Origin of the sequence: Flagellimonas allohymeniacidonis (assembly GCF_004296335.1) — a bacterium.
GTDB classification, from domain to species: Bacteria; Bacteroidota; Bacteroidia; order Flavobacteriales; family Flavobacteriaceae; genus Flagellimonas; species Flagellimonas allohymeniacidonis.
The window spans coordinates 246292-269184 of sequence record NZ_SGIU01000002.1 but is presented as its reverse complement, the minus strand read 5'-3'; the positions used below and the strand labels follow the sequence as shown (position 1 = coordinate 269184).

General features: G+C 42.3%; 17 protein-coding genes and 2 riboswitches. All 17 genes read left to right on the top strand.

Annotated features, from left to right (window positions below):
- Positions 1–22: 22 nt before the first annotated feature.
- The 17 genes from EW142_RS09545 (at position 23) to EW142_RS09465 (ending at position 22891) form a co-directional block, all read left to right on the top strand.
- The gene (locus EW142_RS09545; RefSeq protein WP_130613234.1) at positions 23–1957 is read left to right on the top strand and encodes a CocE/NonD family hydrolase; all 1935 of its coding nucleotides are present in this window, start codon (positions 23–25) and stop codon (positions 1955–1957) included.
- Between the two features lie 91 nt (positions 1958–2048).
- Positions 2049–2173, top strand: a riboswitch (SAM riboswitch).
- Between the two features lie 121 nt (positions 2174–2294).
- Entirely contained in the window at positions 2295–3587 is a 1293-nt protein-coding gene (locus EW142_RS09540; RefSeq protein WP_130613231.1) for an O-acetylhomoserine aminocarboxypropyltransferase/cysteine synthase family protein, read from the top strand.
- Between the two features lie 81 nt (positions 3588–3668).
- Positions 3669–7052 carry a bifunctional aspartate kinase/homoserine dehydrogenase I gene (gene thrA, locus EW142_RS09535; protein ID WP_130615652.1) on the top strand — a complete coding sequence of 1128 codons (3384 nt, stop codon included), beginning with the start codon at positions 3669–3671 and terminating at the stop codon, positions 7050–7052.
- Positions 7052–8221 (top strand): trans-sulfuration enzyme family protein, encoded by a 1170-nt coding sequence (locus tag EW142_RS09530; RefSeq protein ID WP_130613227.1) that lies wholly within the window; start codon positions 7052–7054, stop codon positions 8219–8221. Before thrA ends, EW142_RS09530 begins: the two co-directional genes overlap by 1 nt.
- 33 nt (positions 8222–8254) lie before the next feature.
- Positions 8255–8665, top strand: a complete 411-nt coding sequence (locus EW142_RS09525; protein WP_130613224.1) for an RrF2 family transcriptional regulator — start codon at positions 8255–8257, stop codon at positions 8663–8665.
- A 179-nt stretch (positions 8666–8844) separates the two neighbouring features.
- Complete coding sequence (locus EW142_RS09520) at positions 8845–9108, top strand: DUF2061 domain-containing protein (RefSeq protein ID WP_130613221.1); 264 nt, start codon at positions 8845–8847, stop codon at positions 9106–9108.
- Between the two features lie 6 nt (positions 9109–9114).
- Positions 9115–9738: a phosphoadenosine phosphosulfate reductase domain-containing protein gene (locus EW142_RS09515; protein WP_130613218.1), complete on the top strand. Its 624-nt coding sequence runs from the start codon at positions 9115–9117 to the stop codon at positions 9736–9738.
- Between the two features lie 36 nt (positions 9739–9774).
- Positions 9775–10710: a sulfate adenylyltransferase subunit CysD gene (gene cysD / locus EW142_RS09510; RefSeq protein WP_417935791.1), complete on the top strand. Its 936-nt coding sequence runs from the start codon at positions 9775–9777 to the stop codon at positions 10708–10710.
- Between the two features lie 46 nt (positions 10711–10756).
- Positions 10757–12004 (top strand): sulfate adenylyltransferase subunit 1, encoded by a 1248-nt coding sequence (locus tag EW142_RS09505; RefSeq protein WP_130613215.1) that lies wholly within the window; start codon positions 10757–10759, stop codon positions 12002–12004.
- Positions 12005–12076: 72 nt separating this feature from the next.
- Entirely contained in the window at positions 12077–14167 is a 2091-nt protein-coding gene (locus EW142_RS09500; protein ID WP_130613213.1) for a HEPN domain-containing protein, read from the top strand.
- Positions 14160–14924, top strand: coding sequence for a uroporphyrinogen-III C-methyltransferase (cobA, locus tag EW142_RS09495; RefSeq protein ID WP_130613210.1), 765 nt, complete (start codon positions 14160–14162; stop codon positions 14922–14924). The genes EW142_RS09500 and cobA overlap by 8 nt, the downstream gene beginning before the upstream one ends.
- 7 nt (positions 14925–14931) lie before the next feature.
- Positions 14932–15993 (top strand): NAD(P)/FAD-dependent oxidoreductase, encoded by a 1062-nt coding sequence (locus EW142_RS09490; protein WP_130613207.1) that lies wholly within the window; start codon positions 14932–14934, stop codon positions 15991–15993.
- 129 nt (positions 15994–16122) lie between these two features.
- Positions 16123–16229, top strand: a riboswitch (SAM riboswitch).
- 77 nt (positions 16230–16306) lie between these two features.
- Positions 16307–17320: a homocysteine S-methyltransferase family protein gene (locus tag EW142_RS09485; protein ID WP_130613204.1), complete on the top strand. Its 1014-nt coding sequence runs from the start codon at positions 16307–16309 to the stop codon at positions 17318–17320.
- 4 nt (positions 17321–17324) lie between these two features.
- On the top strand, positions 17325–20003 hold the full coding sequence (gene metH / locus EW142_RS09480) for a methionine synthase (protein ID WP_130613201.1): 2679 nt from the start codon (positions 17325–17327) through the stop codon (positions 20001–20003).
- A gap of 3 nt (positions 20004–20006) precedes the next feature.
- A complete protein-coding gene (metF, locus tag EW142_RS09475; protein WP_130613198.1) occupies positions 20007–20960 on the top strand; it encodes a methylenetetrahydrofolate reductase [NAD(P)H] in 954 nt (317 codons plus the stop codon).
- Between the two features lie 19 nt (positions 20961–20979).
- Complete coding sequence (locus EW142_RS09470) at positions 20980–22080, top strand: acyloxyacyl hydrolase (RefSeq protein ID WP_130613195.1); 1101 nt, start codon at positions 20980–20982, stop codon at positions 22078–22080.
- A 7-nt stretch (positions 22081–22087) separates the two neighbouring features.
- Positions 22088–22891, top strand: coding sequence for a head GIN domain-containing protein (locus EW142_RS09465; RefSeq protein ID WP_130613192.1), 804 nt, complete (start codon positions 22088–22090; stop codon positions 22889–22891).
- The last annotated feature ends 2 nt before the right edge of the window (positions 22892–22893 follow it).

The following is a 22893-nucleotide window of genomic DNA, read 5'->3' as shown; positions in this document are numbered from 1 at the left end:
CAACAAATTAAACTTGTTGACCATGAAGCGAGGCTTACGCTATTTTGTACTTGTATTTCTATTGATTGTTGGTTTTTCCTCATGCAAGAAAACCGTTAAAAAGGAGGTTGCAGAAGAAAACTATGTGGCCGAAAACTACCTGAAAAAGGAAGTTGATATTGAAATGCGGGACGGTGTAAAACTTCACACTACCATTTATTCCCCGAAAGATACCTCGAAGGAGTATCCCATCATTATGCAGCGAACACCCTATAGCTCCAGACCTTATGGCGAGGGTCAGTTTCGCAAGCAGATAGGTCCGAACATCCATATGATGAAGGAAGGCTATCATGTGGTGTATCAAGATGTACGGGGGCGTTGGCTAAGTGAGGGGCACTATGAGAACATGCGAGCTTACAAACCCAACAAAACATCCAATGAGGATGTTGATGAGAGTTCAGATACGTACGATACCATAGAATGGTTGGTCAACAATGTTGAAAACAACAATGGACGTGTCGGGGTATGGGGCATTTCCTATCCCGGTTTTTATGCAACATACGCCACAGTGGATGCGCACCCAGCGTTAAAGGCCGCTTCGCCACAAGCTTGTATTGGGGATTTCTTTTTTGATGATTTTCATCATAATGGAGCTTATTTGTTGAGTTATTTTAGGGTCACCTCCCTTTTTGGGACACCAAGACCCAATAATGACAGTCCCATAGACACGGCTTGGTATGTTTTGCCAGATATTGGAACCGCTGACCAATATCAATTTTTTTTGGATTCCGGACCTTTGGAAAACCTGAACTCCTATTTTGAATATGAAACCGCAGATACCCCTAAAATTCGCCCCGAAGGTGTCACGGACGACTTTTTCTGGAACGAATTAAAGGACCATCCCAATTATGATGAACTTTGGCAGAGTAGGGGAATCATCCAACATTTGAAAGATGTAAAGAGTCATGTGGCTACCATGATCGTGGGTGGCTGGTTTGATGCTGAGGACCTTTATGGTCCGCTGGAAACCTACAAGAACATTGAGAAGTATAATGAAGGCAACTATAACACGGTTGTTTTTGGGCCATGGGACCATGGGGGATGGGCTCGAAGAAATGGTAGAACCACAGTAGGCAATTACTTTTTTGGAGATTCCATTTCTGAGTTCTATCAAAAAAATATTGAGACCAAATTCTTCAACCATTTTTTGAAGGAAGAAGGTAATGGCGAAACGGGACTGCCTGAGGCCTACGTGTTTGATTCTGGAAGAAAGGAATGGAGAACATTGGACACATGGCCACCAGAAGAAAGGGTCAAAAAGACTTTCTTTTTGTCTGAAGGGCAAAAATTGACAGAAAGCCAGAGAAGTCAAACGGGACTTACATTCATAAGTGATATCAAAAAACCAGTGCCCTATTCGGAAGACATCAAGTCAGTTTTCACACCAAGGAAATACATGACAGATGACCAAAGATTTGCAGCGCGCAGATCGGATGTTTTGACTTTTGAAACCGAGGTACTCGATGAAGACCTTACCTTGGCCGGAGAGATTATGACGAATCTTCAAGTGGCTACCACAGGTACGGCGGCCGATTGGGTCGTGAAGATTATTGATGTGCACCCTGCCGATATCGAGACCAATGAAGAAATGCAGGATCATCTAAAATTGGATAATTACCATTTAATGGTGCGTAGCGAAGTGATACGGGGTCGATTCAGAAACAGTTTTTCAAATCCAGAGCCCTTCATTCCGAACAAAAAAACAGAAGTGTCCTTAAAACTGCAGGACGTTTTCCATACGATCAAAAAGGGACATAAATTACAGATTCAAGTGCAAAGCACATGGTTTCCCTTGATCGATTTGAATCCACAAACCTATGTGGAAAACATTTTCAAAGCGGAGGAAGATGATTTCAAAACCCAAACCCATACGGTTTTTACAGACTCTACCATTGAGTTCTCCCTTCTACCCAATTAAGGTTGGGGATTTGTGAAATTTTCCAAAAAGATTAGGATTTTAGAAGATTCTGACTTTATATTTGTCTCTCAAAGTTCAAACACGTATTGAATAGTTATCAAGAAAGGTGGAGGGAATAGACCCTGTGAAGCCTTAGCAACCCTTTGTCCCCTAATTCAAAGAAGGTGCTAAATTCTATCCGATTTCCAGAGTAATGGATTTTGGAATAGATAACAATACATCGAATTATTTCGATTCTCTTTCTTTATAACTTTTTGATTTCGCTGCTCGGGTTTATATATCTGAGGAAGTTTGACTTATAAGTTTAATTCTGTTTATAATCTCAAAAACTAAAGTCATGAGTGATCAAAAATTTTCTACCAATGCCCTTCATGCCGGACATGATGTGACCGTTAACGGAGGAACCCGGGCGGTTCCTATCTATCAAAGCACGGCATACGTGTTCAATAATGCAGACCACGCCGCCAATCTGTTTTCTTTGCAAGAGTTTGGTAACATCTACACCCGGATCAATAACCCTACCAACGATATTTTGGAACAGCGATTGGCAGCCTTAGAGGGCGGAATAGCATCGGTGGTATGCTCTTCAGGTACTGGTGCGATAAACACGGCCTTGTTGGTACTGCTCAAAGCCGGAGACCACATTGTCTCATCCAATAGCCTATATGGTGGAACCTACAATCTTTTCAGCGTGACTTTGCCAAGATTGGGTATAACCACCACATTTGTTGATCCTTCGGACCCAGAGAATTTTGGAAAAGCAGTTCAGGAAAACACTAGGGCATTTTTTGTGGAATCATTAGGGAATCCAAAATTGGATGTACTCGACCTTAAAGCCATTTCAAAACAGGCCCAAGCTGCAAAAGTTCCCTTTGTTGTCGATAACACAGTCGCATCTCCAGCATTGTTGAAACCGATTGAACATGGGGCCAATATTGTGATTCATTCACTGACCAAGTATATCAATGGTAATGGAACTGCCCTGGGAGGTGCAATTATTGATGCGGGAACTTTCGATTGGGCAAATGGCAAGTTTCCAGAGTTTACGGAACCATCGCCTGGGTATCATGGATTGGTGTATCACGAGGCCTTGGGGCCTGCGGCATATATCGCTAAAGTTCGTATTGAAGGTCTACGTGATCATGGGGCTTGCTTGAGTCCGTTCAATGCATTTCAAATTATCCAAGGATTGGAAACGTTGGAGATTCGTATGAAAAAGCATAGCGAAAATGCCTTGGCATTGGCAAAATGGCTTGAAGATAAGGATGAGGTGACTTGGGTGAATTATCCTGGCCTCGAATCTAGCGCATACAAAGCACTTTCGGACCAATACCTTCCCGATGGGCAAAGTAGTATCGTGACTTTTGGGGTAAAAGGAGGTTTTGAATCTGCCAAAAAGATTGCCGATGAGACCAAAATATTCTCATTGCTCGCCAATATTGGAGATACAAAATCCTTGATTATCCATCCAGCAAGTACCACCCATCAGCAGTTGGACGAGGCTGCTCAAGAGTCTACGGGAGTAACCCAAGATTTGATTCGACTTTCTGTGGGCTTGGAAGATTTATCCGATTTAAAAGCTGATTTGGAACAAGCCTTTGCCACTATTGACAAATCAGTTTTGGCGTAATTGGTAAAAACCCTTTTTAACGCGTAGCCGAACTTCTTTGGGGAATCTTTGGCTACGCTAAATAGCAATGGAAAAGAAGGTATGCTTCAAAACCTGAAAATAGAGAAATTCAAAACGCTTAGCGGGGTTACGCAAAATATAAACCTGTCATATGAGGTGTTTGGTCGGCCCCTGCATTCTGCACCTATAGTTTTGGTCAATCATGCCCTTACGGGAAATTCCAATGTTGCCGGTGAGAAGGGTTGGTGGGTCGATTTAATAGGAGAAAAGAAGGGGATCGACACGGATAAATATACCATTTTGGCCTTCAACATACCAGGTAATGGGTATGACGGTTTCATTATTGAGAACTACAAAGACTTTGTGGCAGCAGATATAGCCAAGATTTTTTTGCTGGGACTTGAATCCCTTAATATTAAGAGATTATACGCAATTATTGGGGGCTCACTTGGAGGAGGCTTGGCTTGGGAGATGGCCGTTCAAGACCCTGCTATAACCGAACATCTCATCCCTGTTGCCTCAGATTGGAAGTCGACAGACTGGTTAATTGCCAATTGCCAGATTCAGGAACAAATTTTGGTCAACTCCAAAGAACCGGTACATGATGCTCGCATGCATGCGATGCTATGTTATCGAACTCCAGCGTCATTTAAAGAACGTTTTCAGCGAAGCACCAATGAAGAACTTCAGGTATTTAATGTGGAGAGTTGGCTGATGCATCATGGCAAAAAACTTCAAGAACGGTTTCAATTGTCCGCGTATAAGCTAATGAATCAGCTTTTGAAGACCATCGATGTCGCTCGAAATGGCGAAAGCAGCTTCGAAAGGCTTCAGGATAGTGACACCAGAATTCATATTGTTGGGGTCAATTCCGATTTATTTTTTACTGCCGAGGAAAACAAGGAAACGTATCGCCGTTTTGCTCAGGCCAATGCCAATGTAACCTACGGGGAAGTACAATCGCTTCATGGCCATGATGCCTTTTTAATGGAGTTTGAACAACTGGAAAAGCTTCTATTGCCTGTTTTTCCAAAAAATGGCCAAGGTGGAGCGCTCAAAGTCTTAAAGTTCGGGGGGAAATCCCTGGCCAATGGGGTGGGAATTCAAAGTGTTTTGGAAATCATTTCCGAAAAAGCGAAACAAAAAGAAAGATTCATCGTAGTTCTTTCCGCTAGGGGAAAGGCTACGGACGAATTGGAAAGTCTTTTGGAAATAGCAAGCCAAGGACAGAATTTTGAAGAGGAGCTCAGATCTTTTGTCGAATATCAACAAGCAGATTTTGATATAGCCATTGATGATGAAGTCAAGAAAATTGAAAAACTACTTCAAGGTGTTTCAATGATTGGGGACTATAGCGCAAAGACAAAGGATGCACTGTTGTCCTATGGAGAATTGATATCGGCCAAGGTGATTACGGCCTTGCTAAAAAGAAATGGTGTTAATGCAGAATCCGTTGACACCAGAAATTTACTTAAAACGGACAGTGCTTTTGGTAATGCAGAGGTGGATGAAGCGAGCTCCAAGGAAAATGTGATTCGTTATTTCCATGACTTGGAAGGGGATACCATACCAATTGTCACTGGCTTTATAGCTTCGAACTTGCAAGGTGAAACCACTACGCTTGGAAGAAACGGAACCAACTACTCTGCAGCGCTCTTCGCCAACTATTTAGATGCGAAAGAACTGGTGAACTATACCCATGTAGATGGAATCTTTACGGCTAATCCAGAATTGGTCCCCGATGCCAAATTGATAGATACGATATCTTATGATGAAGCCAACGAGTTGGCAAATTTTGGCGCTACAATTTTGCATGCGAAAACCATAATCCCCTTACTGGAAAAAAATATCCCACTCAGAATACTGAATACCTTCAACAATGGAGGCAAGGGAACTTTGATAGGTCCTAAAACGGATAACGGAGGCATACGTTCGCTATCGGTTTTGGATGATGTTGCCCTTGTCTATTTGGAGGGAAGGGGCCTTTTGGGAAAAGTGGGAATCGATGCACGGATATTTCGAACCTTGGCCCTGAACAACATCAATGTTGGTATTATTTCACAAGGCTCCTCGGAGAGGGGAATAGGACTCATAGTAGATGTAAAGAAAGCGGAAAGGGCTAAAAAGCTGCTAGATCTAGAATTTGAAACCGACTACAGTTCAAATGATGTGGACCAAATCACAGTAAATGATGATGTAGCGGTTATTTCGATTGTAGGATTGGATTTGGGGACATTTCACAAATCCTTTAATGCCCTGGCCAAGAACCATGTCATCCCCCTATTGTTCAACAATACCATTTCCGGTAGAAATGTGAGTCTCGTCGTGAAGCAATCCGATCTGCATAAAGCCCTGAATGTTGTCCATGGGCAGATTTTTGGAATTGCTAAGCAAGTAAATCTGGCCATTTTTGGTCACGGCAATGTGGGAGGGACATTGATTGATCAAATTTTGGCCTCCCAAAAGAAAATAGAAAGCCGAAAGGGAATCGACCTTAGGATTTTTGCTGTGGGCAACTCAAAAAAGTTGATTCTCAATTCCAAGGGAATAAAAAAGAGTTGGAGAAAAACCATAGAGGAGAAAGGGATTCCTTATTCCCTTGAAACCGTCGTTGAATTTGCCGAACAACAACATCTGGGGAACCTAATTGCTGTCGATAATACAGCGAGTGAGAGCTTTGTTTCCAATTATGAGCAGCTCATTGACAACGGATTCGATTTGGTTTCTTCCAATAAGATTGCCAACACCTTGGATTTTGATTTTTATAAGTCAACCCGAAGCGGATTAAAAAGAAATCAAAAACAGTACCTCTATGAGACCAATGTAGGGGCCGGTCTTCCTTTGATTGATACCATTAAATTGCTGCACCTCTCCGGAGAGAACATCACCAGGATAAAAGGTGTTTTTTCAGGTTCACTAAGCTATATCTTCAATACGTTTTCGGAAGTGGATACTTCTTTTTCAAGTATCATTGAAGAAGCCATGCAGAAAGGATTCACTGAACCCGACCCCCGAGAGGACCTCTCTGGAAATGACGTTGGGCGCAAACTTTTGATTTTGGCCAGAGAGTTGGATTTACAAAATGAGTTTTCAGAAATTGATATTCAAAATCTTATTCCGACCGAATTGCAGTCTGTACCCAAAGAGGCGTTCTTGACGAAACTGGAAACCTTAAATGATACCTTTCAACAGTTGAAAAAACAACAGAAACCGAACCATGTGTTGCGGTATGTGGGAGATTTGCATGGCAACTTGCAGGAAGATAAGGGTATTTTGGAGGTGAAATTGATTTCTGTACCCAAGGAAAGTGCATTGGGGCAGGTATCAGGTTCAGATTCCATCATTGAAATTTATACCCAATCCTATGGAAAAAACCCACTGGTAATTCAAGGCGCTGGTGCAGGGGCTGCAGTTACTGCAAGAGGAGTCTTTGGAGATATTTTACGAATTGCTGAAAAAATGTAATGGAGAACAAAAAACAGTTTGAAACGGAGGCCATTCGAACCCAAATCGAAAGAACAACCTTCCTGGAACATTCAAGTCCCATGTATTTGACTTCGAGTTTTGTGTTCGAGGATGCCGAAGATATGAGGGCTTCCTTTGCCGAGGAGAAGGACCGTAATGTTTATTCGCGTTACTCCAACCCCAATTCTTCAGAATTTATTGAAAAGGTATGCAAAATGGAAGACGCCGAAGATGGATTTGCCTTTGCCTCGGGAATGGCTGCTGTGTTTTCAACTTTTGCAGCACTTTTGGAAAGTGGGGATCATATTGTTTCCGCCAAGAGCATTTTTGGGTCAACCCATAGCCTATTTACGCAGTTCTTTCCCAAATGGAATATCGAAACCAGTTATTTCGACATTAATGATTTGCAAAGTGTCGAAAGCCTGATAACTCCGAAAACCAAAATCATTTATGCCGAATCCCCCACCAATCCCGGAGTTGATGTTTTGGATATGGAGGTTTTGGGGAATATTGCCAAGAAACATAAAGTTTTGTTGGTGATAGATAATTGTTTTGCTACTCCCTATCTACAACAACCCATAAAATTTGGGGCCGATCTGGTGATTCATTCAGGCACAAAACTTATGGATGGCCAGGGAAGGGTCCTTGCGGGCATTACCGTTGGTAACAGCGAGTTGATTGATAGGATTTACCGCTTTTCGCGTATTACAGGGCCTGCACTGTCTCCGTTTAACGCTTGGGTACTTTCTAAAAGTTTGGAGACCTTAGGGGTTCGTGTGGACAGACATTGCGAGAATGCAATGAAGCTGGCCACTTTTCTTGAAAATCATGAAAAAGTCAGGTGGGTCAAGTATCCATTTTTAAAGTCCCATCCCAACCACGAAATCGCGAAAAAGCAAATGACGGCTGGAGGTTGTGTAGTGGCCTTTGAAATCAACGGAGGATTGGAAGCGGGCCGCAAGTTTTTTGATTCAATAAAGCTTTTGTCACTTTCTGCTAATTTGGGAGATTCAAGGAGTATAGTTACACATCCTGCTTCCACAACGCACAGCAAACTGTCCAAGCAAGATAGGGAAGCCGTTGGAATTACCGATGGCATGGTGCGCGTGTCAGTAGGGCTGGAGCATATCGATGATATTGTTGACGATATCAACCAAGCGTTAAGCTAGTGTTCAGTTGTTTAAATTCGCTATCTTCGTGGGATGCTCTCGAAGAAGACAAAATATGGTCTGAAAGCCTTGACGTATCTAGCATCTGTTGATAGTAAAGAGCCTGTTCAAATTGCTGAAATAGCCAAAAATGAAAACATTTCACAAAAGTTTTTGGAAAGCATTTTGTTGACCTTGAGAAGAAATGGATTTTTGGGTTCTAAAAAGGGTAAAGGAGGAGGATACTATCTCATTAAGAAACCAGAGGAAATTCAAATGACTTCTGTAATGAGGGTATTGGAAGGCCCCATCGCCATGGTACCATGTGTAAGTCTTAATTTTTATGAAAAATGTGACGACTGTCCCGATGAGAACAAATGTTCTGTGCATAAGCTAATGCTTCAAGTGCGGGATAGTGCCTTGGAGGTTTATCGAAATAATACCTTGGCCGACCTTATTTCCTAACAGCGATATCCAATTTTTTTTAGAGTTGTATTGAAAATCACACAATTTTTAGTTCGTTTTGTTTAAAATCTATTAAAACTATAGGGTAAAAGTAATTTTGTGTTGACTTTAACGATTAGTATTAAGAAATTATGCTAGTTTTGATATTCCTAGTAAATCGATAGGAAATAAGAAATACTATGATTGCAGACCAACTCCTAATCAATAGCAAACGAGAAACTGCCTCTTTCGCAAAAGATAAAGGCTCAGAAAAACCCAAAAGAAGTATCGCAAAATCTGTGAGCTGGCGGATTATTGGAACGCTGGATACCATTATAATTTCTTGGATTATCACAGGCACCTTGACCCTTGCCTTTTCAATAGGCTTGGTAGAATTGGTGACCAAAATGGTGCTCTACTTTTTTCACGAACGCATTTGGAATTCAATAAGTTGGGGAAAATAGATCAATATGGCATTTACAGAGGAACAAATAAAAGATTGGAACAATCAACTTAAAGAAGCTTCACCCGAGGAAATAATCTCTTGGGCACTTCAGCAAGCTTCCAAACCGGTTGTTACCACAAATTTTAGACCTTATGAGGTCAATATTTTGCATGCTGTCACGCAAGTGGATTCAGAGATTCCGATAATATGGTGCGATACGGGTTATAATACTCGAAATACCTATACACATGCTGAGGAGTTAATTTCACGATTGGGACTTAATATCAAACTGTACGTCCCAAAGCAGACTGCGGCACATCGTGATGCAGTAATGGGCATTCCTCAAATTGATGACCCTTTGCACAAAGAATTTACCGAACAAGTAAAGTTGGAACCTTTCCGAAGGGCGATGAAAGAACACCGACCTGATGTGTGGTTCACGAACCTTAGAAAAGGACAGACAGCGCTTCGAGATTCACTTGATATTTTTAGCCTTGGGTCCGATGGGGTTCTAAAAGTAAGTCCTTTCTACTACTGGAACGACGCCCAATTGGATGCTTATCTTAAACAGTACGGTCTGCCCAACGAACATAAATATTTTGATCCCACCAAGGTTTTGGAGAACCGGGAGTGCGGATTACATACCTAATCTTTCCAAACTCAAAAAACAAATACTGTGAGCACATTGATTTCAGAAATAGCTGAAGTAGATACTTTGAATCCATCGATTTTGAAGAGCAATGCCTTGGAGAGTGAAGCCATTTACATTCTTCGGGAGGTGGCCGCTCAATTTGAAAGACCGGTATTGCTTTTTTCGGGAGGGAAGGACTCCATTACCTTGGTCCGATTGGCCCAAAAGGCCTTTTATCCTGCTAAGATTCCTTTTCCATTAATGCATATTGATACAGGCCACAACTTTCCTGAAACCATTGAATTCAGGGACAGGTTGGTAGAGGAATTGGGTGTGGAACTCATTGTGCGAAATGTACAGGACTCCATAGACCAGGGAAAAGTTGTTGAGGAAACTGGCAAATATGCCAGTCGAAATACGCTTCAGACCACAACACTCCTCGATGCCATTGAGGAATTCAAATTTGATGCATGCATAGGAGGCGCAAGACGGGATGAAGAAAAGGCCCGCGCCAAGGAACGAATCTTTTCCGTAAGGGACGATTTTGGTCAATGGGATGAGAAGAACCAAAGACCCGAACTGTTCGATATGTTGAATGGCAAAATCGAATTGGGACAAAACGTTCGTGTTTTTCCAATCAGCAATTGGACGGAACTCGATGTTTGGAGTTATATCGAACAAGAACAAATAGAAATCCCCTCTATCTATTTTGCCCATAAAAGAAACACCTTTTTAAGAGATGGCCTTATTTGGTCTGCCGAGGACGATGTAGTGTACAGGGCTGAGGATGAGCTGGTAGAGGAGCGAATGGTTCGATTTAGAACCGTGGGAGACATGTCTTGTACGGCGGCAGTTGAATCGTATGCCGATACTATTGAAAAAGTTGTGGCCGAAATTCGGTCCTCCAGAATATCGGAAAGAGGAGCACGCATTGACGATAAGCGGTCAGAAGCTGCGATGGAAAAGAGAAAACAACAAGGATATTTCTAAGAGGCCAATACTTTAACGGTCAACAAAAGAAGTAAGAACAAGAGAAATGAAAGTACTTAAAATAGCAACGGCAGGAAGTGTGGACGACGGTAAAAGTACCTTGATAGGAAGGCTGCTGTATGACACCAAATCACTCACCGAAGACAAGCTGGAAGCCATCAAAAAAAGTAGTGAGCAGAGAGGGTATGATTACCTTGATTTTTCGCTCGCAACCGATGGATTGGTGGCCGAGCGGGAGCAAGGCATCACCATTGATGTGGCCCATATTTATTTTTCCACAGCAAGCACAAGCTATGTCATAGCAGACACTCCCGGCCATGTCGAGTACACGAGGAATATGGTTACTGGCGCTTCCACTTCGCAGGCTGCAATTATTCTTATTGACGCCCGAAAAGGAGTGGTTGAACAAACCTATCGCCATTTTTTCATCAATAACTTGCTACGGGTGAAAGATGTTATTGTCGCTGTGAACAAAATGGATTTGGTGGGGTATTCACAGGAAGTATTTCAAGATATCAAAAGAAGCTTTGAAAACTTGAATTCCAAGAGTACATATAGCGAACAAAACGTGCATTATATTCCCATAAGTGCCTTACAAGGAGATAATGTTGTAGAAACATCTTCGGCCATGCCGTGGTATCAAGGAGATACGATTTTAGGACATTTGGAGGAGTTGGATGCCTATGATCTAAGGGATAACGGGGCTTTTCGATTCCCGATTCAATCGGTAATTAGGCCAAAGCAAGACGATTTTCATGACTTCAGGGGATATGCTGGAAAAATTTATGGAGGAGCGTTGAACGTGGGGGATGCCGTTACAGTATTGCCGTCCATGACACAGTCAAACGTGAAGGATATTTATTTCTTCGATAAAACTTTTGACAAAGCCAATCCCGGCAGCTCGGTGACCATTACTTTAGAAGATGATATCAATATTTCAAGAGGAGATATGATGGTAAAGAGCGATGAGTTGCCCAAAATTGAAAAAGATATTACAGCGACAGTTTGCTGGATGGATGCCAAGCAATTGGTTTCAGGATCAAAGTACATTGTACAGCACAACAATAATCAGGTACTTTCCAAAGTAGGTCAGATTGAAGGTTTGATTTCTACGGATTTTTCTGGAAAGAAAGATGCGCAAAACAAATTGGAGTTGAACGAAATTGGAGAGGTACAGATTAAGCTAAGTAAACCCCTGTTTTATGATTCCTTTGAGGATAACAAGTCCAATGGTGCTTTCATTCTCATTGATTCTCAATCCAACACCACCGCCGGTGTAGGTTTCATCAATTAATAGTATGAGAGTATAAAAAGGATGTAAAGAAGTTTTATTAAAAATCTATTAAATAGATAGGAAAAGTAGAAAATGAAGAGCTTTAGAACAGAAATAGAGAATCCGGTTGTAGAAAAGGATATCATTGAATTGGAGCAGAAAATTCGCCAGTTCAAAGGAGGGAACATTGATGAGGAAAAGTTTAGAAGTCTTCGTTTGGCCAGAGGGGTTTACGGACAACGTCAACCAGGTGTTCAAATGATTCGAATTAAGCTTCCCTATGGCAAGGTGACTTCAAATCAGCTTTTGCGAATTTCCGATGTGGCCGATGAATTTTCTACAGGACGTCTTCATATCACTACAAGGCAAGACATCCAAATTCATTATGTCGATTTGGATCGCACCCCTGAACTCTGGGCCCAATTGGAACGGGATAAGGTGACCTTACGCGAAGCTTGCGGAAATACCGTGCGTAATGTGACAGCCAGTGAAACTGCGGGGATAGATGTAAATGAACCTTTCGACGTTTCACCATACGCACAGGCCATTTTCGAATACTTTTTGCGAAACCCGATCGGACAAGAAATGGGAAGAAAATTTAAGGTATCCTTTTCATCCAGCGATGAGGATACGGGTCTTTCCTATATGCATGATCTCGGCTTCATTGCGAAGATTAAAAATGGAGAACGGGGCTTTAAGATTATGTTGGGCGGAGGATTGGGATCCCAACCAAGACATGCCGATGTACTTTACGATTTTTTACGTGCCGATGAGATAATTCCGCTTATGGAAGGCGTGATTCGGGTTTTTGATCGCTATGGAGAACGCAAAAGCAGGGCCAAGGCGCGTATGAAATTCTTACTGAAAGATATTGGATTGGAGGGTTTCAAACAGCTTTTACAAGAAGAACAAAAAGCTATTCCCCATAAAAGATATGTGATAGATTACGAGGGCTATCCAGAGGTAAATGTTGCCCAAACCGAGATTCCAACGGTGAACATTGACGACTACAAGGAATTTGAACAGTGGAAATCAACAAACCTAGTTCCTCAAAAACAAAAAGGTTTTGTCGCCATCGGAATTAAGGTTTTACTTGGGGATTTTTATACAGATAAGGCTCGGGAACTGGCCAAACTGGTTCAAGATTATGCAGGTGGAGAGATTCGCCTCTCACTTCGTCAAAACATCTTGATTCCATTCGTCAAGGAAGACCTGGTGCCTTACTTCTTCACTGAATTGAAGAAGATGGGTTTTGCGGATGTGGGCTACAACAAAGCTTTGGACATTACGGCCTGTCCTGGTACCGATACCTGTAATTTGGGAATTGCCAGCAGCACAGGCATCGCGGCGGAGCTCGAGAAAGTTATCAAAGCGGAGTATCCGCAGTACATCAATAATCCGGACGTAGTTATCAAAATTAGTGGCTGTATGAACGCTTGTGGTCAACATAATATGGCCAATATTGGTTTTCAGGGCATGTCCATTCGGACCAAGGATAAATTAGTGGCCCCTGCCCTACAAGTATTGTTGGGAGGTGGAAACTTCGGAAATGGGAAAGGCCGTTTTGCAGACAAAGTGGTCAAAATACCTAGCAAGAGAGGTCCACAAGCTCTACGATTGATTTTGGATGACTTTGATTCCAATGGCAGCGGAGTATCCTTTGAGGAATATTATTGGGAAAAAGGTGAGCCCTACTTCTATGAATTGTTGAAACCCTTAACGGACATTGAGAATCTTACACAGGACGATTTTATCGACTGGGGCAACGAAGAAAAATATAAAAAGGAAATCGGAATAGGAGAATGCGCAGGAGTTATTGTTGATCTAGTTGCGACGCTCTTTTTTGAAAGTCAAGAGAAAATTGAAAAAGCAGAGGAAGCCCTTTTCAACGAAAAGTGGGCAGCGAGCATCTACTATTCCTATCAATCCATTGTTAACTCTGCCAAAGCCTTGTTGACGGCTGAAAAGGTTAAAACCAATACCCATGCAAGCATCATTAAAGATTTTGATCGCTTGTACGTGGAAACCAACAAAATTGATTTTGCCGGGGGATTCGAGAAGTTGGCCTTACAGCTGAACAAGAACAAACCTTCACAGGAATTTGCACAAAGTTATTTGGAAGATGCCAAAAACGTTTTGGAAGGTTTAGAGGCCTTTAGAAAATTGGAATTGGAGCATGTATAGAGGAAAGCTAACCATAGTAGGAGCGGGCCCAGGTGATATTGAGCTGATTACCCTTAAGGGAATCAAGGCCCTGCAGAATGCTGATGTGGTCTTGTATGACGCCTTGGTAGATCAAGATTTGCTGGACTATGCGCTTCAAGCGGAACAAATTTTTGTTGGAAAACGAAAAGGATGTTATGCCTATCAACAAGAACAAATCAATGAGTTGATTGTTCAAAGGGCATTTCAAGGATTACATGTGGTGCGATTAAAAGGTGGAGACCCCTTTGTGTTTGGACGGGGTGCGGAAGAAATGGAATATGCCTCAGAACATGGTGTTGAGGTAGCCATGGTACCCGGTATTTCTTCATCTGTCTCTGTGCCTGCGATGCAGCACATACCTGTTACCAAACGGGGTGCCTCTGAAAGTTTTTGGGTGATTACCGGCACAACAAAAGAACATAAGCTTTCGAAAGATGTGTCTTTGGCCGCAAAATCAAGTGCTACTGTAGTAATCTTGATGGGTATGTCGAAACTACACGAGATTATGAAGCTTTTCCAAAATGAGGGAAAACAAGATGTTCCTGTCGCCATAATACAAGATGGGACCACCGAAAGGGAAAAAATAGGAATTGGCACTGTTGCTTCCATTGAGAACAAGGCAAAGGAGCAACAGTTGACCAATCCTGCCATTATAATCATTGGTGAAGTGGTACGCCACCGTCAAAAAATTCGCGACATTCAAAAAAGATATCACAAAGTTGAAGTAGCACAATAAGCAAAGAATGATAAAAACAGATATACTGATCGTAGGAGCTGGCCCAACAGGACTTTTCACTGTATTCGAGGCTGGATTGTTAAAATTGAAATGCCATCTCATAGATGCGCTGCCCCAACCTGGAGGGCAATGCTCGGAGATTTATCCTAAAAAACCTATATATGATATCCCGGCCTACCCAGAAATTTTAGCAGGGGATTTGGTGGATAGATTAATGGAACAAATTAGACCGTTTGAACCTGGTTTCACCTTGGGCGAACGAGCTGATACCATGGTAAAACAAGAAGATGGTTCATTCATTGTTACCACCAACAAAGGTACTCGACACCATGCAAAGGTTCTGGTAATTGCAGGAGGACTAGGTTCTTTTGAGCCTCGGAAACCACTGATATCAAATATTGGGAATTTTGAAGACAAAGGCGTGACATATATGGTGAAAGACCCTGAAATTTTTAGGGATAAAAAGGTCGTCATAGCCGGAGGAGGAGATTCTGCTTTGGATTGGGCCATATTTTTGGCCGATGTTGCCAGTGAGGTTTCCTTGGTACACCGTAGAAATGAATTCCGAGGAGCTTTGGATTCCGTTGAAAAAGCTTCGGAGTTGGCCAAGTTGGGCAAGATTCAGTTGTTTACGGAAGCCGAGGTTAAGGAACTCCATGGTCGCGAGACACTGGAAGCCGTTGTGATCAAGCATAAGGATGAAGAAAAAGGTCAGACCTATTTGGAGACGGACTATTTCGTACCCTTATTCGGTCTTTCTCCTAAATTGGGCCCTATTGGAGACTGGGGACTGGAAATTGAGAAGAATGCCATCAAGGTCAATAACAGTAAAGACTATCAGACCAATATTCCTGGGGTTTTTGCCATTGGGGATGTCAATACGTATGAAGGTAAATTGAAATTGATCTTGTCAGGATTTCATGAAGCCGCAGTGATGTGTCAATATGCCTATCAAATCATAAATCCCAACAAAAGATTCGTGATGAAATATACCACGGTCGGAGGTGTGGAAGGTTTCGATGGTAGCAAAAAGGAAGCAAAAAAAGAAGTGGTTCAAAGTATTGTTTAAATAGTTTAATTATTTGAAGCGGAAGAACCTCCCCTAGTTGGGAGGTTTTTTTATTGCCCAAAAACAAACTTCCGTTTGTTTTTAATAAGAATGTGCCTTTAATTTGCAATCAGTTCATGTAAAAATTGAAAGTTATCAAGAAAGGTGGAGGGAATAGACCCTTTGAAACCTTGGCAACCCTTTAGAAATAAAGAAGGTGCTACATTCTATCCTGCTTATTCAGGAGAAGATGACAACAAAGCTTCATTGTCAACTATTCCACATTTTCTTGATTTTATTGTAAACGGGCCCTTGCGGGCTACAAGATATCTGTATGTCGAGTATTGAAAAAATATTGGAAAAACGCATTCTGGTTTTGGATGGAGCCATGGGTACTATGTTGCAACAATACCAGTTTGAAGAGGAACATTTCCGGGGTGAGCGCTTTAAAGACTGGAAAATGCCCCTAAAAGGGAATAACGATTTGCTTTCGCTGACCCAACCCCAGGCCATTGCCGAAGTACATCGCAAATATTTTGAAGCGGGAGCCGATATTGTTGAAACCAATACCTTTTCCGGAACTTCAATAGCCATGGCCGATTATGGGATGGAAGATTTGGTATATGAACTGAACTTTGAGTCGGCAAAGATTGCCAAGAAAGTGGCAAAGGAATTTACTGCCAAGGAACCCAACAAACCCAGATTTGTGGCTGGAAGTATCGGCCCTACCAATAAAACGGCCAGTATGTCTCCAGATGTGAATGATCCGGGATACAGAGCCATATCCTTCGAGGAGCTCTATGAAGCCTACAAGGAACAGGTAGAGGCCCTTATAGATGGCGGAGCTGACATTTTATTGGTTGAAACCATATTCGATACGCTTAACGCAAAGGCTGCCCTGTTTGCCATTGAAAATGTCAAAGAAAAAAAGGGAATTGAGGTTCCCATTATGGTAAGTGGAACGATAACCGATGCTTCCGGTAGAACTCTTTCAGGACAAACCGCGGAGGCCTTTTTGATTTCCATTTCCCATATTCCAATATTATCAGTGGGGTTCAACTGTGCCTTAGGAGCTAAACAACTGACACCACACTTGGAAGTGGTATCTGCAAAATCAGATTTTGCCATTTCCGCTCACCCGAACGCAGGCCTCCCCAATGCCTTTGGAGCCTATGACGAGACTCCCGAGCAAATGGCGGGGCAAATCAAGGAATATCTCGATAAAAAATTGGTCAATATCGTGGGAGGATGTTGTGGGACCACCCCTGAACATATAAAGGCAATCGCAGAATTGGCAGACAAATACCAACCTCGAAATTCAAAGTCCGCAAGCAAAGTCTTGGCATAGATTCATGAAAGAACAACGATACTTAAAGTTAAGTGGTCTCGAGCCGTTGGTCATCACCCCAGAAAGCAATTTCATCAATGTTGGGGAGCGGACCAATGTAGCAGGGTCAAAGCGGTTTCTTCGGTTGATCAAGGAAGAAAAGTATGAGGAAGCTCTTGAAATTGCCCGCCACCAAGTGGAAGGAGGAGCCCAAATAATCGACGTGAACATGGATGATGGCCTTATCGATGGTAAGGAAGCCATGGTTCGATTCTTGAATCTTATTGTGGCCGAACCTGACATCGCCAGGGTTCCCATAATGATCGACAGTTCAAAATGGGAGATCATCGAAGCTGGATTACAAGTGGTTCAAGGGAAATGTGTGGTAAATTCCATTAGCCTTAAAGAAGGCGAAGCAGAGTTTATTCGGCAGGCCAAACTGATTAAACGTTACGGTGCCGCGGTAATTGTAATGGCCTTTGATGAGGTGGGGCAGGCCGATAATTTGGAGCGCCGTATCGAAATCGCCAAACGGTCGTATCGTGTCTTGGTCGACCAAGTGAAATTTTCTCCCGAGGACATCATTTTTGATCTGAATATCTTTCCTGTTGCCACAGGTATGGAGGAGCATAAACGAAATGCCCTCGATTTTATTGAAGGCACCCAATGGGTAAGGGAGAATTTGCCCTATTGTAATGTAAGTGGGGGAGTGAGTAATGTATCTTTTTCTTTCCGTGGAAACAATACCGTTCGGGAAGCCATGCATTCTGCATTTCTCTATCATGCCATTAAGGCGGGAATGAACATGGGTATTGTAAACCCGGCCATGCTGGAGATCTATGATGATATTCCTAAAGACTTGCTCGAATATGTGGAAGATGTTCTCTTAAACCGAAAGGAAGATGCTACAGAACGGCTATTGGAATTTGCGGAAACTGTGGTCGGCAAATCAAAGGAAAGCAAAGTCGACCTCTCTTGGAGGGAAGAACCCCTTCAAGATAGAATCACCCGTGCCCTGGTAAAGGGGATTGACCAATTCATAGTTGAGGACGTGGAAGAAGCAAGACTGGTCGCAGAAAAGCCGATAGAAGTTATTGAAGGGCATTTGATGACCGGAATGAACGTGGTGGGAGACCTATTCGGAAGCGGGAAAATGTTTTTGCCCCAAGTGGTAAAGTCAGCCCGAGTCATGAAAAAGGCGGTTGCTTACCTAACCCCCTATATAGAAGAATCAAAGGAGTCCAACTCAAAATCGGCAGGAAAGATTTTGATGGCGACAGTGAAGGGCGATGTACATGATATTGGAAAGAACATCGTAAGTGTGGTATTGGCCTGCAATAACTATGAAATTGTGGATATGGGGGTAATGGTACCACCAGAAAAGATTATTCAAAGGGCCAAAGAAGAGCAAGTGGATATTGTGGGATTAAGTGGATTGATTACGCCTTCGCTGGATGAAATGGTCTTTTTGGCAAAAGAAATGGAGCGCCAGTCCTTTAAAGTGCCTTTGTTGATTGGAGGAGCTACTACAAGCAAAGCGCATACCGCAGTTAAAATAGACCCGGTTTATAGCCATTCCGTGGTGCATGTGAATGACGCCTCAAGGGCAGTAACGGTTGTCGGGGACTTGTTGCAGAAGGAAACCTCCGACAACTACAAGAAAACGGTCAAACTCGACTATGAGAGTTTTAGGGATAAATTTTTAAATCGTACCAAACAGAAAAAGTACTTAAGCCTCCAAGAAGCAAGGGAGAATAAACTGCAGGTTGACTGGCATTCTTCCGATATTGTAAAACCAATCCAATTGGGAATTCAGGTCTGGGATGATTTCGATTTGAAAAAACTTACCGATTTTATTGATTGGACCCCTTTCTTCCGTAGCTGGGACCTACACGGAAAATATCCAAATATCCTTAAGGATGATATTGTAGGTGAACAGGCTTCAGAATTATTTGGTGATGCGCTGAAAATGCTTCAAAAGGTGTTGAATGAAAAGCTTTTGAAAGCTAGGGCCATCTTTGGACTATTTCCAGCCAATCAAATAAATGAGGATGACATTGAAGTGGCTTCCGATGAAATTAAGACTTCCACAATTACTTTTAGAACCTTGCGGCAGCAACTAAAGAAAAGAGATGGGGTTCCGAATTTGGCCTTATCAGATTTTATAGCACCAAAAGAATCGGGAATTCAGGATTACATGGGATGTTTTTGCGTCACGGCCGGTTTTGGAACAAAGGAATTGGCGGAAGAATTTGAGCGTAAACATGATGATTATAATGCCATCATGGTAAAGGCTCTGGCAGACCGTTTGGCTGAGGCATTTGCCGAGTATCTGCATAAGGAAGTCCGACTGAAACATTGGGGTTACTCAAAATCAGAATCCCTGTCCAATGATGAGCTGATAGATGAAAAATATAGAGGCATCAGACCAGCCCCGGGATATCCTGCCTGTCCAGACCACTTGGAAAAGTTGACCATTTGGGAGTTGCTACAGGTGGAGGAAAACATCCAAGTAAAATTAACCGAAAGTCTGGCTATGTGGCCAGCCGCCAGTGTCAGTGGTTATTATTTTGCCCATCCCGAAGCCAAATATTTTGGGCTTGGAAAAATAAGGCAAGACCAGGTCGAAGACTTTGCGAAAAGAAAACAAATTTCAATGGAGGAGGCTCAAAAATGGCTTGCTCCCAATATTGTCGAAGTTTAAAAGATGAAGGTAACTGAGCATATCAAAAACGCCAAAGGGGAGACCTTGTTTTCCTTTGAGATCATCCCTCCGGTCAAAGGGAAAAGCATTCAGGAATTGTATGACAACATAGATCCGTTGATGGAGTTTGAACCTCCCTTTATAGACGTGACCACATCTCGTGAAGAATACGTTTATATTGATAGGGATGGTCTTTTCGATAAAAGGTTGACCCGAATGAGGCCCGGTACATTGGGTATCTGCGCTTCCATAAAGCACAAGTACGATGTGGATACCGTTCCCCATGTACTTTGTGGGGGCTTCACAAAGGAGGAAACTGAGTACTTGTTGGTAGACTGTCATTACCTCGGTATTGATAATGTAATGGCACTTCGTGGCGATGCCATGAAAGAGGAACAGTATTTTGAGCCTACCAACGGAGGTCACAAATACGCTTCGGATTTGGTAAAACAAATCCAAGGGCTGAACCGGGGTGAATATCTTCATGAGGTAATAGAAACGGACAATTGTGCTGATTTCTGTGTTGGTGTGGCAGGTTACCCTGAAAAACATATGGAAGCCCCTTCTTTAAACTCGGATTTGAAGCGATTGAAAGAAAAAGTGGATTTGGGAGCTGAATACGTGGTCACCCAAATGTTCTTTGACAACAAGAAATATTTTGATTTTGTGCAAGCTGCCAGGGATATGGGCATCAAAGTCCCAATCATTCCAGGAATAAAACCCATAGCAGTAAAAAGGCATTTGCAGTTATTGCCCCAAGTTTTTCGTGTAGATATTCCCGAAGAATTGATTGAGGCCGTTGAAGGTTGTAAAAATAATAAGGAAGTAAGACAGGTTGGAATCGAATGGTGTATAGAACAATCCAAGGAGCTCAAAGCAGGAGGGGTTCCCGTTCTGCACTACTATTCCATGGGAAAATCAGATAACATTAAGGCAATAGCCAAGGAGGTGTTTTAATTTTCTACTTTAGCACTCCATGAAGCACCTACTTTGTTTCTGTTTGATTTTATTCATCTTCAAAGGATATTCCCAAGAAGGGGAGGTTCCTAAAAAGTTTGTGCTGGATGCCACCCCATTTTATGGATCCATCGTATTGCACAATCCTGATATATCCCATTTGATTACCGAGCATCCAAGAGGCATTATCTTGGGTCTAAGCAAAAAACGTTACGGCCACGAAGATTGGGAAGCTGATTTGGGATACCCTGACACTGGTTTCACTTTTGTATACCAAGACATGAATAACGCCACCCTTGGCGAGCATTTTGGCCTTTACGCACACTATAACTTTTATTTTTTAAAGAGAAATCTGCAGCTTAGGATAGGACAGGGCGTGGCTTATAATACCAATCCATACGATAAAAACAACAATTTTCGAAACAATGCCTATGGCACACATTTGTTGGCATCAACAGTAGTTTTGTTAAACTACCATAAAGAGAACTTATTCAAAGGAATGGGCGTAAAAGCGGGCCTTACGTTGATTCATTACTCCAATGCCAATTTCAGGGCCCCCAATACCTCCACAAATACAATGGCTTTTAATGTAGGGCTCACCTACAATCTGGATGGAGGAAAAACCTATGATTACATCGAGCCAAAAGCCAAGGAAAAAATTACGGAGCCCATTCGTTATAATCTTGTTCTTCGAAGTGGGGTGAACGAAAGTGATGTAATTAACTCAGGACAATATGGCTTTTGGATTTTATCGGCCTATGCAGATAAGCGATTGGGAGGAAGAAGTGCGATTCAGTTTGGAGTTGATGCTTTCTTCTCCAATTTTTTGAAGGAATTGATTCGATTTCAGTCGATATCCTTCCCAGAGTTGAACGTTGATTCAGACACAGATTTTAAAAGAGTGGGGCTATTTGTGGGTCATGAATTATTTGTGAACAAACTTAGTATCGAGACCCAACTGGGGTATTATGTCTATTATCCCTTTGATTTTGAGGGAAGGGTATATAATCGTATCGGACTAAAACGATATTTTGGAGGTAAGATTTTTGGGGCAATTACCTTAAAATCACATGGCGCTAAGGCCGAAGCGTTGGAATTTGGAATAGGAGTAAGATTGTAGCCTGAATATGATAAAGTTGGAACCATTGGGAATAGGAGTTGATGTTTTGAGGTCTTTTCTTCAAAAAGGAAGCCTGTTGCTGCTTGCTGTTCTCATGTTTTGGGGCTGCAATGGAGAAAATGTTCCCGATTGTTTTCAAAATGCAGGGGATCTAAAGCGTATTGAAGTGGATTTACCTGTATTTTCTACAATTACCGTTTTTGAAAATCTCAATTTGGTACTTAAACAAGGGGATGCCCAAAAAGTGGAAATAGAGTCAGGCGAGTTTTTGATCAATGATATCTCTGCTAGGGTAGAGGGAGATAGACTTGTGGTTCGCAATGAGAACGGGTGTAATTTTATTCGTGAATACGGATTGTCTACAATCTATGTGACCTCCCCAAACATTGTTGAAATACGAAGCAGCACTGGCCTTTTAATTTCAAGTGATGGGGTATTGAACTACCCAAGTTTTGCTTTATTCGCTGAAAGCTTTGTTGACCCAGAGGCAGAGACTACGGATGGTTCGTTCGATTTGGAGGTGGATTCCCAAGACTTAAATATAGTAGTGAACGGGATAGCCTTTTTTAAGTTGGCCGGGGCAGTTACAAACTTTAATATTACAGTAGCTGCTGGCGATTCACGGATAGAAGCCCAAGAGCTTATAGCCGAAACGGTGAACCTGAACCATAGAGGTACAAACGATATTTTCGTTAATCCACAGGAGCGAATAAGCGGAGTGATTCGGGGAACAGGTGATGTCATTAGTTTTAATCGACCTGCCGAGGTTGAAGTTGAGGAACTCTTTAACGGGCGTTTGATTTTTAGATAGTC

Excerpts from the sequence above, each read along its gene's own strand:
- EW142_RS09525 (WP_130613224.1), top strand. The coding sequence starts at position 8,255 with ATGCTCTCGAAGAAGACAAAATATGGTCTGAAAGCCTTGACGTATCTA.
- metH (WP_130613201.1), top strand. The coding sequence starts at position 17,325 with ATGAAAGAACAACGATACTTAAAGTTAAGTGGTCTCGAGCCGTTGGTC.
- EW142_RS09500 (WP_130613213.1), top strand. The coding sequence starts at position 12,077 with ATGAAGAGCTTTAGAACAGAAATAGAGAATCCGGTTGTAGAAAAGGAT.
- EW142_RS09545 (WP_130613234.1), top strand. The coding sequence starts at position 23 with ATGAAGCGAGGCTTACGCTATTTTGTACTTGTATTTCTATTGATTGTT.
- EW142_RS09515 (WP_130613218.1), top strand. The coding sequence starts at position 9,115 with ATGGCATTTACAGAGGAACAAATAAAAGATTGGAACAATCAACTTAAA.
- EW142_RS09490 (WP_130613207.1), top strand. The coding sequence starts at position 14,932 with ATGATAAAAACAGATATACTGATCGTAGGAGCTGGCCCAACAGGACTT.
- thrA (WP_130615652.1), top strand. The coding sequence starts at position 3,669 with ATGCTTCAAAACCTGAAAATAGAGAAATTCAAAACGCTTAGCGGGGTT.
- EW142_RS09485 (WP_130613204.1), top strand. The coding sequence starts at position 16,307 with ATGTCGAGTATTGAAAAAATATTGGAAAAACGCATTCTGGTTTTGGAT.
- cobA (WP_130613210.1), top strand. The coding sequence starts at position 14,160 with ATGTATAGAGGAAAGCTAACCATAGTAGGAGCGGGCCCAGGTGATATT.
- EW142_RS09530 (WP_130613227.1), top strand. The coding sequence starts at position 7,052 with ATGGAGAACAAAAAACAGTTTGAAACGGAGGCCATTCGAACCCAAATC.
- EW142_RS09540 (WP_130613231.1), top strand. The coding sequence starts at position 2,295 with ATGAGTGATCAAAAATTTTCTACCAATGCCCTTCATGCCGGACATGAT.
- metF (WP_130613198.1), top strand. The coding sequence starts at position 20,007 with ATGAAGGTAACTGAGCATATCAAAAACGCCAAAGGGGAGACCTTGTTT.
- EW142_RS09470 (WP_130613195.1), top strand. The coding sequence starts at position 20,980 with ATGAAGCACCTACTTTGTTTCTGTTTGATTTTATTCATCTTCAAAGGA.
- EW142_RS09505 (WP_130613215.1), top strand. The coding sequence starts at position 10,757 with ATGAAAGTACTTAAAATAGCAACGGCAGGAAGTGTGGACGACGGTAAA.
- EW142_RS09520 (WP_130613221.1), top strand. The coding sequence starts at position 8,845 with ATGATTGCAGACCAACTCCTAATCAATAGCAAACGAGAAACTGCCTCT.
- EW142_RS09465 (WP_130613192.1), top strand. The coding sequence starts at position 22,088 with ATGATAAAGTTGGAACCATTGGGAATAGGAGTTGATGTTTTGAGGTCT.